A 12,621-nucleotide genomic window follows, 5' to 3' on the forward strand; every position below is an offset into this window, starting at 1 on the left:
GAGGGGCAGCTTGTGGAGATGGATAAACGTATGGCAACAGGCAGCGAAGGGTGGACGCTGGCGGAAAAGAACGACAGGCTGGGAGCTGTCCTGCGCGAGATGGGAACGGTTCTGGTGGCGTTTTCCGGGGGAGTGGACAGCACTTTTCTGTTGGCGAGAGCGATTGAGGAGCTAGGCGAGCAGGCGATTGCCGTGACGGCGGCTTCGGAGACGTTTCCCACGCGCGAGTTTGAAGCGGCGAAGTTTCTGGCCGCCAAGCTTGGCGCACGGTTTGTCACGACGGAAATTCGCGAAATGGAAAATCCGAATTTTGTGTCCAATCCGCCCAATCGTTGTTTTTATTGCAAAGACGGCCTGTACGAGCACCTCGGCAAGCTGGCGGAGGCAAACGAGTGGAAAGCCGTCATTTGCGACGGAGCGAACATGGACGATCGCGGCGATTACCGCCCGGGCCGTATAGCCGCAGCCCAGCGAGGGGTGCGCAGCCCGCTTCAGGAAGCCGGATTTTATAAGGAAGACATCCGCGCGCTCTCCAAAGAAATGGGACTGTCTACGTGGAACAAGCCGTCTTTTGCCTGTCTCTCTTCCAGGATTCCCTACGGCTCCTCGATTACGCTGGAAAAAATCGACCAGGTGGATCGGGCGGAAGGGTTTTTGCTCAGCCTCGGCTTTCACCAGGTCAGAGTCCGGCACCACGACACGATTGCGCGAATCGAAGTCAGTCCGCAAGAGTTTGAGCGGCTGCTTGCCCACCATGCCGACATCCACCAAGCGTTGCAGGAAATCGGCTTTTCGTACGTCACCCTCGATTTGTTCGGATATCAGACCGGGAGCATGAACGCTGTACTGGAAACGGAAGTGAAGGCCAAGCATGGATGATCTCAAAAACATTTTGCAAAAGGTAGCCGCTGGAAAGTTCAGCGTGGAGCAAGGCGAAGAGCAGCTTCGCGGCATCAGCCGCCTGGACTATGCGACGCTCGATCTGGCTCGCTCGGAGCGAACAGGCTTCCCGGAAGTCGTCTACGGGGAGGGGAAAAGCGCAAGCCAGCTGCTCGGAATCATGGAAAAGCTGCGCGAGCATCAAAAGCTTGTTTTGGTTACCCGGGTGAGTGAGCAGCAGGCACGCGCAGTTCGGGAGAGTTGGCCGGATGTCCAGTACATCGCAGAAGCGCGCTTGCTGTTGTCCACACACGAGCCGCTGGTGCCGCAACGGGACGGCTACGTTGCCGTCGTGGCAGCCGGAACGTCGGACTGGCAGGTGGCGCAGGAAGCGGCCTGGACCGCGCGCTGCTTTGGCAGCGAAGCCCGGGTTATCGTCGATGTCGGCGTCGCGGGCATCCATCGCTTGTTCCAGCGTCTGGAGGAAATCAGGTCGGCAAGCGTCATCGTCTGTGTCGCAGGGATGGAGGGAGCGCTCGCCAGCGTAGTGGCTGGACTCGTCGACAAGCCGGTCATCGCCGTGCCCACCAGCGTCGGATACGGGGCCAGCTTTGGCGGTGTCTCGGCGCTTTTGACCATGCTCAACTCCTGTGCCAACGGCGTAGCGGTCGTCAATATCGACAACGGTTTCGGCGCGGGCTACCTGGCTGGTATGATTCATCGCCAGTCTGCCGCAAGTGCCATAGATGACGGAACAAGCTGAAAAAGAGCCAGCCCGCGTATAACGGGTTGGCTCTTTTCACGAAAAGCTCTCTTACGTTTCCTGGCGGTTTCCGGCATCGCCATTGCGCATGTCCATGTGAGTCTTGATCGGAATGAACAGGTCGATGATCCCGATCACAAGAGAAGCCAAAAGCGCTCCGATGACCGTGACATGGAAACCGGAAACGATGAACTGAGTCAGATAGATCACGACTGCACTGACTAGAAAGCCGATGATTCCGCGGTTGTACGGGGAAATGCGGTCTCCGAACATGGCTTCCACAACCCAGCCCAACAGGGCAATTACAACAGCGGCAAGAAATGCTGTCCAGAAGCTGCTAACGGAAAATCCGGGAACCAGAAATCCGACGAACATCAGGACGACGGCAGCGACGACAAAGCGGACGAGATGGCGCATGATCGTCATGGATACTCCTCCTTTTGGATTGGTTCTTTTTCATTCTGGCTCTTTCCAGGCGGAACTATGCCAAGCAGGAGGCGTGTAAAATTATCCTTCAAACCGCTGGCGTGATATAATGAGGAAATCGTAGTGATTGAAGGTTCAGACCGTGGTACTCATCCGCGCAGTCCGACGGTCGCCGCTGATGAAATAAGGAGGATACAGTGGAACAACGGGTCTTAAAAACTTTGGAATACGATAAAATTATCGCCCTGTTAGTTGACAAGGCATCTTGCACATATGGAAAAGAAAAAGCAGCAGAGCTGACGCCGTTCGTTCAACTGGACGAGGTCAAAATCGCCCAGCAAGGAACGCAGGAAGCTGCTACGGTACTCCGCTTGAAAGGCAGCGCCCCATTGGGAGGCATTCGCGACATCAGAAGCTCCGTCCAACGAGCCAGGCTGAATGCGATGCTGGCCCCGCTGGAGCTTTTGGACATTGCCAGCACGATCATGGCTGGCCGTCGCTTGAAAAATTTCTTGCTGGATATGTGCCAGGACCATGACTTGCCGCTGCTTCAGCTACAGGCAGAGCGCATCGAGGGCTTGCGCGAGCTGGAAATGGAAATTCGCCGCTGCATCGATGAAAACGGCGATGTGCTGGACAGTGCCAGCGTCGAGCTGCGTCAGGTTCGCCAAGAAATCAGGCAGGTGGAATCGCGCATCCGTGAGAAGCTGGATCAGATGACGCGCTCCTCCTCGTATCAAAAAATGTTGATGGAAAACATCGTAACCATCCGCGGCGATCGCTTCGTCATTCCGGTGAAGCAGGAATACCGCCACGTCTTTGGCGGGATTGTCCACGACCAGTCCGCGTCTGGTGCCACTTTGTTCATCGAGCCGGAAGTAATCGTGTCGATGAACAACAAGCTGCGCGAACTGCGCTTGCGTGAAGAGCGCGAGGTTGAGCGCATTTTGTACATTTTGACCGAGCAAGTTTCCTTTGCGGTGGAAGCTCTGAGCGAAAATGTCGATGCGCTGACTGAGCTTGACTTCCTGTTTGCCAAGGCACAGCTCGCCTGGAGCATGAAGGCAGTCTGTCCCAAACTGAACGACCGCGGTTATTTGCAGATGAGAAAAGCGCGGCATCCGCTGATCCCGCGAGAAGTCGTCGTTCCTGTCGACGTCGAGCTGGGTGGAGAGTATCAGGCGATTGTCGTGACTGGTCCGAACACGGGCGGTAAAACCGTTTCGTTGAAAACGATCGGGCTGTTGTCGCTGATGGCGATGTCGGGGCTGCATATCCCGGCAGAGGAAGAGAGCGAAATGACGGTGTTCTCCTCCGTCTTTGCCGATATCGGGGATGAGCAGTCCATCGAGCAGAGCCTTTCCACCTTTTCCAGCCATATGACCAATATCATCTCCATTCTGGAAAAAATGGATGAGAAAAGTCTGGTGCTGTTCGATGAGCTGGGAGCGGGTACAGACCCGACAGAAGGGGCTGCGCTCGCCATGTCGATTATCGACCATGTGATTGACTCCGGCGCGCGGATGGTGGCAACGACCCACTACAGCGAGCTGAAGGCGTATGCGTACGACAGACCGGAAGTGATCAACGCCAGCGTGGAGTTCGATGTGCAAACTTTGCGCCCGACTTACCGTTTGCTCGTCGGCGTGCCAGGGCGGTCCAACGCTTTTGCCATTGCCAGACGATTGGGGCTGCCGGAAGCGATCATCGAAGTCGCTCGCGGCTCGATTAGCGAGGAAGACAACCAGGTGGAAAGCATGATTGCTTCCCTTGAACGCAACCGCAAATCGGCAGAAGCGGACAGAACTGCAGCCGCCTCCTTGCGCCGCGAAGCGGAAGAACTGCGTCGCCAGCTCGATGAAGAGCGCGCCCGTTTTGCCGAAGAGAAAAACAAGCTGATGGAACGCGCCGAAGAAGAAGCGCGGATCGCTGTCCAACTGGCCAAAGAAGAGGCGGAGACGATCATTCGCGAACTGCGCGAGATGCGCGACGATGGCGTCGAGATCAAGGAACACCGCCTGATCGAGGCGAAAAAGCGGCTCGGCAACGCAGTGCTTGAGCTGGAAAAGGAAAAAGTGAAGAAGCCGGCCAGAGCCGTTCGCGCCACCCAGATCAAGGTGGGCGACGAAGTCATGGTCACCAGTTTCGGACAAAAAGGAACTGTGCTGGAAAAAGTGAATAACGACGAGTTTCTCGTGCAGATCGGCATCATGAAGATGAAAGTCAGACGAGATGACATGAATGTGCAAAACTCGATCACGCAAAAGCCGCAGGCTGCTCCGTACACATCGGTCAATCGCCGGACAGCCAGCATCAAAATGGACCTCGACTTGCGCGGATATAACGTCGAGGATGCCATTCGGGAGATGGATCAATTCCTGGACGATGCGCTTTTGGGCGGGCTGCACTCCGTATCGATCATTCACGGGCATGGCACAGGCGTCTTGCGCAAAGGAGTGCACGAATACTTGCGCAGCCACCGCAACGTCAAGTCCTTCCGCCTCGGCGGTCAAGGTGAGGGCGGCGTTGGCGCTACGATAGCCGAACTGAAATAGAGATGTCGGGAGGAGATTCCATGGCAGGCCTTATGCACAATCCATATTTTGCAACTGCCGCTTACTTTACCGTTACGGGACTCGCGATGATTTTGTTTTTGGTCGTCTTCGAACTCGTGACGCGTTATCACGTATGGGCAGAGCTGAAACGTGGAAACATGGCCGTCGCGATGGCAACAGGCGGAAAAATTTTCGGGATCGCCAACATTTTCCGCTATTCGATTCAGGCGAATCTTTCTTTGGGGCAAGCGCTGATCTGGGGCACATTCGGATTTTGCCTGCTATTGGTCGCGTACTTCATTTTTGAATTTATGACCCCTTCGTTCAAGGTGGATCAGGAAATAGCCAATGACAACAGGGCGATCGGCTTTATTGCGATGGTCCTGTCCATCGGCTTTTCTTATATTATCGGAGTCAGCCTGTCCAGGTAGAGCGCAGTCGTGCTTTCGACGCAGCGAAGGAGGGAAGCGGTGTGGAAGACAAACGGCCACAGCAGTTTGCAGGGATCGTCTGGGAAAATGGCAGGCAGCACAGCATTGCCATGGCAGATGGGGAAAATTTGCTCATGGCGCTGGTGCGCGCGCAGATGCCGATCGATTTTTTCTGTACCACCGGAAAGTGCCGGACTTGTATGGTCAGAGCAAATATTCCCGCAGATTCTGCTCCCGCTCCTTCTGCGACAGAGCAATACCGTCTGGGGGACGCAGCGCAAAAAGGGTATCGGCTTGCTTGTCAGGTTTACGTGAGCGGGCCGTTGACCGTTTTTTTGGACAGTTCCGGCTCTGCTTGAAAAGAAACCCTGGTTGAACGATATTTCAATCGAGAGTATAATTAGGATTTGGCAGAGAGTTCCGCACTTTTTTCCCAATCGGGTGCGGTCCCATGCCCTCTTGGACAGGGCCGAGCCTACAATTTGAAACATGGGGAGGAGCAGCCTTGGAGACGTTGTACAAGGTCCTCATAGGATTGTGCGTGCTTTTTATCGCTGCGGGCATTTACTATCTGTCGTAAGCAGTTTTGCAAGTTGGCCGCGTGACTGTTTGGTCACCCGGACCTTACCTTAGAGAACGTGAAAGAGGAGATACGCAATGACTCAGCCTGTACGCGTAGCTGTAGTGGGATTAGGGTTTGTCGGCTTGCCGCTTGCTCTTACTTATGCCATGAAAGGAGCAAACGTTGTCGGCATTGACGTCCTGCCTCACGTCGTCGATGAAATTAATGCGGGTCACTCCCACCACCTGGAGTCCTATCAAGGGAAGACTTTGCCGGAAATTTTGAAAGAACAAATAGAAGCGAAGCGGTTCCGCGCTACGACCTCCTACGAGGAAGCGGCTGCGGAAGTCGATCATTATATCGTGACAGCCGGTTTGCCAGTGCATAACGGCGACCCGGACCTCGGCCCGTTGAAAAACTGTGCCCAAACGCTTGGGGGCGTGCTGAAAAAAGGCGATACGATCATGATCAGAAGCACGGTCGTCCCGGGAACGACAGAAGAAGTGATTTTGCCGATTCTCGAAGAGGCGAGCGGTCTGGTCGCAGGCGTCGATTTCTACCTCACGTATTGCTCCGAGCGAATTGCGGAGGGACGAGCTTTTGAAGAGTTCATCCACATGCCGCTCGTGCTCGGCGGGATCAACGAGATCAGTGCCGAAAAAGGCAAAGAGCTGCTGTCCGTCATCAGCGAAACGGACATTACTATCTCGGATATCCGCGTCGTGGAAACAGCCAAAGTGATCGAAAACATCCAGCGTGACGTGAATATCGCCATGGTGCAGGAGTTTGCCCGTTTTGCCGAGGCGTTCGGGATCGATACGTTTGAACTGATCAAGGTCGCCAATACGCACACGCGTGTGAACCTGTTGACCCCAGGACCGGGTGTAGGCGGCTTCTGCCTGCCAAACGCCCTGTACTACCTGCAACCGAAAGCGCGCGAGCTGGAAGTGTCCCTGCCGATTTTGCAGCAGGCGCGCCTCACGAACGACGCTGTGCCGGAAGTGCTGATCGGCATGCTGGAAAAAGCGTTGAAGCAAAAAGGCAAGTCACTCGCAGGAAGCCGTGTAGCTGTCTTGGGCTTGGCGATGAAAGATTTCTCCAACGACGACCGCGTCAGCCCGGTGCATGACCTGATCAAGCTGTTGCTCGCCAAAGGCGTCGAAGTTCGCTCGTATGACCCGGCTGTTCCGACTGCGTACGAGCACAAGGCAGACTCTCTGGAAGCAGCCGTGCGCGGCGCTGATGCCCTGTATTTGACGGCGGTGCAAAAAGAATTTGCCGAAGTGAACTGGGATGAGGTAGCAGAAAAAATGGCTGACTCGCCGATCCTGTTTGACACGAAAAACCGCATTCCGCTCGATTCGGTCAGCAAAGCGACGGTTGTCCGCATTTAACAAATAAATACGCGAACAGCATTCCACAAGGGAAGCCTCCGCAAAGCGTCACATGCAGCGTTTGCGGAGGTTTTTTACGCGAGAATCGCTCCTGTCAGCACGTACAGGAGAAACCGATTTTGCGTTTCGCTGTTTTCACGTATAACTCCCCGTTTTTATGGCAATAGTAACCAGGTAAGATCATATTTCAATGTCATGTAAGTGATACATGCTAGGAGGCAAAAATGGAACGTGGTAGAGTAAAATGGTTCAACAGCGAAAAAGGTTTCGGTTTTATCGAGAGAGATGGGGCAGATGACGTATTCGTTCACTTCTCCGCGATTCAAGGAGACGGGTACAAATCCTTGGATGAGGGACAGGAAGTAGAGTTTGACGTGGAAAACGGTCAACGCGGCCCTCAAGCGACAAACGTTCGGAAGCTGTAAAAGCCAAAAACGACAAACAGACTCAGTTGCTGAGTCTGTTTTTTTGTGCGCGTAACGTTTGTGCTGGCATTCGCCTTTTTTCGCGAGGCAGTGTCATCTGTCCCACACGCTTTGTCCACTGGCCCCGGCTCCAAGGCGTCCAACAGCGGGATGCGAAACAGCCAGAGGACAAAAGCGAAAGCGCAGCCGAAGTTTAAGCGCAAAATGAGCACAGCGCTCAGGCAAAAAAGGCACGGCGTGATTGCCCTGCCTTTTTGTGCGTCTGATGGACGAGTGCCGCTTCCTAGAAAAATTCTGCTTCGGAAGCGAGGTTCAGCATGGCCCGCATCGTTTTGTACAAATCTTGCGGGTCTTCCGTGCTGTAATAGACGGTATTTGTCGCCGTCTCGTAGCGGGTGCCAGGAACAATCGCTGCCATTTCCGCTTGGCCGGCATGGGAAAATTCCATCGCCATCTCCAGCGGGGTGGTGTTGATGAACGGAGCAATCGAGGAGATGTTGCCCAAAGCGAGCTTCGTTTGCTCCTGCAAGGCAGCAGACGCTTCTTCACGCGACAGACAGATAGCAGCTGTGCGCGATACCGCTTCCTTGACGATGGCGGTATGAATGCCAGGAATCAGCTCAGCCGCTTCTTTGGCAATGAGATTGTCGCCGGACACCATGACGACCGGAACGTTGTACAAGCCTGCTACAGCAGCGTTAAAGCCAAATTCGCCTACGACTCGTCCGTTGATGTACAAATTGCGGACGACACCAGACATGGTGTGGCTGAGCACGCCAGGAACCCCTTGACGGGTGTGATAGCCGATGAACATGGCGGCATCAAAGCTTGCGTCCAAACCTTGCATCATGGAGCAGTCGCGAGGGGAGCCAGCGAGCAGACGAGCTTTCGGGTGCAGCTTTTCCCACAAAATGTTGTTCATCGTGTTGTGGCTGTCCGCGACGACGATTTCCGTCACGCCGCTGGCGAGGGCCGCTTCGATGACGGCATTCGCATCGTCCGTCATGAACTGACGGCCGCGCTGGTAGTTCACACCCGAATCAGGATTGATGTAGCTGGTGTCTACGATGCCGGAAATGCCTTCCATATCTACGGAGAGAAAAAGTTTCATGTTTGGTTTCATCCTTTCGCGTGCGATTCAAAATCGTCCCAGTTCTATGTAACCAGATTGTCCCTCTGGAGGCAACCATGAATACAGATTCTTCAAACAGTTTTTACTTTCAGGTTGCAGCCAAAAAAGCACGGGAAGCGCCTGTGCAGGGCATCCGTGCTTTCAGTTGTTCAACAGCTTGCGATAAAGCGTCAAAATGTCAGCGGTCATCTGCTGGATGGTGAAGGTTGCCTCGACTTTTTCCAGGGCGTTTTGCACCAATGTCTCCCGCAGTGCAGGCTCGGTCCAGATTCGCTCCATCGCTTTGGACAGAGCGTCAGGATCGTTTGGCTCGACGAGCAAGCCTGTGCGCTCCTGGAAGACGAACTCTTTCACGCCGCCGACATTGCTGGCGACGACAGGCACCTTGGAGGCCATCGCTTCGATGAGCGTGTAGCCCAGCCCTTCATACAAGGAAGAATGAACAAAGCCATCAATCGCATGCAAGCAGGAAGGGATGTCCTGACGAAACCCGGCGAACCGGACGCGATCCACGAGGCCCAACTCTTGCGCCTTCGCTTCCAGCAGTGGACGTTCCGGGCCATCGCCGATCATGACCAAATAAGCGTCATTGCCGTTGTTCTGTGCAAAAGTATGGAAGGCGTCGAGCAGGATCGGCAGTCCTTTGACCGGAACAAATCGCGCTACGGTTCCGAACAAAAAGGCTTCCTCAGGCACGTTCCATTCCGCGCGAAAACGTTTGCGGTCCGCTTCACGCAGCTGATCTTGCTGATAAGGAGACAAGTCCATGCCGTTGTAGATGACGCTGAGCTGGGAATTTTTCACGCCCTGCGCGCGCAAATCGTCGGCAATGGCGCCGCTGACAGCGATGTAATGCCGATTCCAGTGGCGCGTGCTCCGTTCCATCAGGCTGACAATCGCGTACGCCAGCGTGCCCGCATAGTCGAAGCGCAGCGCACTGTGCACCGTAGTCAATAGCGGTACATTCATGCCAAGCGCGGCAAGCCGGGAAAAAAAGTTGGCCTTCACTCCGTGCGTATGGATGATCGCTGGACCAAACGAAAGAAAAGTCTGCCGCAAAGCTTGTAGCAGACGAATGTCAAATCGCCCGAACTGGTTTAACGCAATCACGTTGATGCCAGCTTCCCTCAGCTTTTTGGCAAAGAGCGAATCGTAGAAGCAGACGACAGCAACGTCGACTTCTTCCGCAGGAAACGTGGAGACCAGATTGAGAATATGTTGTTCCGCACCGCCAAATTCCCCCCCGCCAATCACGTGGAGGACTCGTAGTTTGCTCATGTAATTTCACCCGAATCTTAGTAAGAAAACCTCTGTCGAAGGTTTAACCAAAGCCATTCTCACTATAGCAGATGGCTGATAGATTCGCAATAAGACAGCACTTGTGGTATCGTTTAGGATGGAAAACGTAAAAACGAGAAGGACGGTTACATACATGAAGGCGCATAACGTTTTGATCATATGCTACATTTTTCCTCCCATCGGGGGCGGAGGGGTGCCGCGGCCGCTGAAAATGGCCAAATATTTGGGGGAGTTCGGCTGGAACGTGCACGTGCTTACCGTCGATCCGACTTACCATGCAACGCTTGATCCAACGCTTTTGACCCAGCTTCCGGCTGACGTCAGCATTCATCGGGCGAAAGAGTGGAAGCTGTTGCCGGGCAGAGGACAAGCTGCTGCGGCAAGCGGGAGCGGCTCGACTGCCGTGGCAAACACCGGCGCGCGTCCATCGTTGAAAGCGCAGGTCAAAAAGCAGATCGTGAACGTCCTGAAAAAGGTCAAGCCGTACTTGTTGATCCCGGACGATCAAATTCTTTGGCTGCCCAATGCGCTCAAGCTCGGGCGGGAAATCATGCGTCAGGAAAAAATCGACATGATTTTCTCCACCTCCGGGCCTGTTACCAACCATCTGATTGCCGAAAAGCTTGCCGACGAATTTGGCTGCAAATGGGTGGCAGACTTCCGCGATCCGTGGACGCAAAACATGCACACTTCGGGTATTCCGTGGCGCGAACGTCTGGAAGAGCGGATGGAAGCGCGAGTAATGGCAAAAACGGATGCGATTACGACAGTAACGGCGACTTTTGCCGAAAACTTCCGCAAGAAGCACCAGGAGCGAATCAAACGGATGGAGCTGATCTACAACGGCTTCGATCAGGGCGATTTCCAAGGGCTTGCTCCAAGTCACGCGGCTCCCGGCAAATTCCACGCTGTCTACGCGGGCATTTTGTATCAAAAGCGCAATCCGCGGCTACTCTTGCAAGCAATCCGCGAGCTGATCGACGAAGGCAAGGTGGACAGGCAAGAGCTGATGCTCAGCTTTGCAGGCGTGTTTGACTATCCCGGCTATTCGGAGAACCGGGACTGCGTGGAGGCGCTCGAACTGGGCGACATCGTGCGCGTCTTGGGAAATTTGCCGCACAAGGAAGCGCTCGGATTGATGAAAAGCGCCGACGCCCTTTTGCTGATCGGGGATGTGTCGAGTGATGCCGGGGCGTACATCCCGGGCAAGCTCTACGAGTACATGGGCATCGGCAATCCGATACTCGCCTTGAACAAGGCGGGAGAGGCGACGGAGATTATCGAGAATTTCCGTCTCGGCCAAGTAGCCGATCCGGAACAGAAGGATGCGATCAAAGAAGCTTATTGGAAGCTGTATCGGGAATGGAAGGAAAACAGCAGTCAGGCAAAAGGCGAGGCAGAGCGCGGAGCGGACTTTGCCGAGCGAGTCAAGCCGTACGAGCGCCGCGAGCAGGCAAGACAGTTGGCCGACCTGATGAATGAGCTGCTGACCAGATAACGTTGACCCCATGCCCCGGGAGCCAGGAACAGGCTGCGGGGCTATTTTTCATTCTGGGACAAAAACGAGGTGGAACGTGAATACATCTTTGCTTAGTTTGCGGGCGTACAATTTTTTTTACTTTTCCTTGCTGTCGATTTTTATTTCGTTTTTACCTGTTTATTTGAGCTTTCGCGGTGTTACACCGGCACAAATCGGCGTGTTGATTGGCGCAGGCTCCTTTATCGGCATTTTGTCGCAGCCATTTTGGGGGATGGTCAGCGACCGGACGAAAACGATCAAGCGGGTCATTCTCGCCACACTGGGATTATCCATCGTTTCAGGAATTGGGTTGTTTAGCGCGACTCCGTTTTTTGCGTTGTTTTTGCTCGTAGGCGCGATGTATTTTTTCCTATTGCCGACCGATCCTTTGACAGAGAGTCTCAACTATCGGATGGCTGAGCAGCATCGCACAAGCTTTGGCTCCATTCGCACATTTGGAGCAGTCGGCTACGCTACAGCGTCTTTGTTCATCGGCTGGACGCTCGATCGCTTGGGGATGGAACAGCTTGTCTGGCTGTTTGTCGGCTACGGCGTGCTTGCCTATTTGTGCGCGTTGGCGATGAAGGATGCTCCGGCGAGCAGCAAGCCGCTGTCCTGGCCAGAACTGAAGCGATTTTTTCTCTATCCGAAAACGCAGCGGTTCTTTCTCCTTGTGCTGATCGCAGCAACTCCGCACCGGACGAATGACAGCTTTCTCGGCGTGTACGTGCAAAGCTTGGGAGGCACGACCGGAGATGTCGGGCAGGCGTGGTTTTTGGCAGCGGTGAGCGAAGTGGCGTTTTTCGCGATTAGTGCGCGGATTTTGGCTCGCTGGAGCGAAATCAGGCTGATTATGCTCGCATCGGCGCTGTACGCCATTCGCTACGTGCTGTGCGCACTGGCACCCTCGCCGGAATGGGTGGTCTACCTGCAACTGACGCAAGGCGTCACGTTCGTCATTTTTTACACGGCGACGATTCAATACTTGTACAAAATCATCCCGGAAGAATGGAGAGCGACCGGACAAACCGTATTGGCCGTTTTGTTTTTCGGCATATCGGGCATCATCGGTTCGCTGCTGGGCGGCTGGCTGTTTCAGCAAAGCGGGGGCGCTGCGCTTTATTGGGCGATGGGCATATGCTCGGCAGTTGCCTTCGTCTACAGCCTGATGCTGGCAAGCTCGAAAAGCTCAGTGGGTGGTGCGGGAATGTAAACGAAAGAGCCTGCCGCGAAATT

The 12,621-nt window shown here is 54.5% G+C and carries 12 protein-coding genes; 9 read left to right on the top strand and 3 right to left on the bottom strand.

The genetic code is table 11. From position 1 onward, the window contains the following. Nucleotides 1–18 precede the first annotated feature (18 nt). Together larE and larB are read left to right on the top strand one after the other, a co-directional pair. Nucleotides 19–879, top strand: a complete 861-nt coding sequence (larE, locus tag M2298_RS02505; protein WP_280648235.1) for an ATP-dependent sacrificial sulfur transferase LarE — start codon at nt 19–21, stop codon at nt 877–879. Next, nucleotides 872–1,642 carry a nickel pincer cofactor biosynthesis protein LarB gene (gene larB / locus M2298_RS02510; RefSeq protein WP_173598347.1) on the top strand — a complete coding sequence of 257 codons (771 nt, stop codon included), beginning with the start codon at nt 872–874 and terminating at the stop codon, nt 1,640–1,642. The genes larE and larB overlap by 8 nt, the downstream gene beginning before the upstream one ends. Nucleotides 1,643–1,693: 51 nt before the next feature. On the opposite strand, the gene M2298_RS02515 is transcribed toward larB, so the two are convergent. Next, entirely contained in the window at nt 1,694–2,068 is a 375-nt protein-coding gene (locus tag M2298_RS02515) for a phage holin family protein (protein ID WP_063227226.1), read from the bottom strand. Between the two features lie 197 nt (nt 2,069–2,265). Between M2298_RS02515 and M2298_RS02520 the strand changes: the two genes are divergently transcribed. From M2298_RS02520 to M2298_RS02540, 5 genes are all read left to right on the top strand, one after another. Next, on the top strand, nt 2,266–4,623 hold the full coding sequence (locus tag M2298_RS02520) for an endonuclease MutS2 (protein WP_173598346.1): 2,358 nt from the start codon (nt 2,266–2,268) through the stop codon (nt 4,621–4,623). Nucleotides 4,624–4,643: 20 nt separating this feature from the next. Beyond that, nucleotides 4,644–5,054: a DUF350 domain-containing protein gene (locus M2298_RS02525; protein ID WP_122963161.1), complete on the top strand. Its 411-nt coding sequence runs from the start codon at nt 4,644–4,646 to the stop codon at nt 5,052–5,054. Nucleotides 5,055–5,095: 41 nt separating this feature from the next. Next, complete coding sequence (locus M2298_RS02530; RefSeq protein WP_173598345.1) at nt 5,096–5,413, top strand: 2Fe-2S iron-sulfur cluster-binding protein; 318 nt, start codon at nt 5,096–5,098, stop codon at nt 5,411–5,413. A 298-nt stretch (nt 5,414–5,711) separates the two neighbouring features. After that, entirely contained in the window at nt 5,712–7,010 is a 1,299-nt protein-coding gene (locus M2298_RS02535; RefSeq protein WP_122963163.1) for a nucleotide sugar dehydrogenase, read from the top strand. Nucleotides 7,011–7,234: 224 nt separating this feature from the next. Next, complete coding sequence (locus tag M2298_RS02540; RefSeq protein WP_063227221.1) at nt 7,235–7,435, top strand: cold-shock protein; 201 nt, start codon at nt 7,235–7,237, stop codon at nt 7,433–7,435. A gap of 283 nt (nt 7,436–7,718) precedes the next feature. On the opposite strand, the gene M2298_RS02545 is transcribed toward M2298_RS02540, so the two are convergent. Together M2298_RS02545 and M2298_RS02550 are read right to left on the bottom strand one after the other, a co-directional pair. Next, a complete protein-coding gene (locus M2298_RS02545; RefSeq protein ID WP_122963164.1) occupies nt 7,719–8,546 on the bottom strand; it encodes a M55 family metallopeptidase in 828 nt (275 codons plus the stop codon). A 162-nt stretch (nt 8,547–8,708) separates the two neighbouring features. Further along, nucleotides 8,709–9,845 carry a glycosyltransferase gene (locus M2298_RS02550; RefSeq protein WP_280648189.1) on the bottom strand — a complete coding sequence of 379 codons (1,137 nt, stop codon included), beginning with the start codon at nt 9,843–9,845 and terminating at the stop codon, nt 8,709–8,711. Nucleotides 9,846–9,999: 154 nt separating this feature from the next. Here M2298_RS02550 and M2298_RS02555 point away from each other — a divergent pair, with 154 nt between their 5' ends. Then, the gene (locus M2298_RS02555; RefSeq protein ID WP_280648190.1) at nt 10,000–11,364 is read left to right on the top strand and encodes a glycosyltransferase family 4 protein; all 1,365 of its coding nucleotides are present in this window, start codon (nt 10,000–10,002) and stop codon (nt 11,362–11,364) included. A gap of 76 nt (nt 11,365–11,440) precedes the next feature. After that, nucleotides 11,441–12,598, top strand: a complete 1,158-nt coding sequence (locus M2298_RS02560) for an MFS transporter (protein ID WP_280648191.1) — start codon at nt 11,441–11,443, stop codon at nt 12,596–12,598. The last annotated feature ends 23 nt before the right edge of the window (nt 12,599–12,621 follow it).

The sequence above is a fragment of the Brevibacillus sp. 1238 genome (assembly GCF_029892995.1).
GTDB classification, from domain to species: Bacteria; Bacillota; Bacilli; order Brevibacillales; family Brevibacillaceae; genus Brevibacillus; species Brevibacillus parabrevis.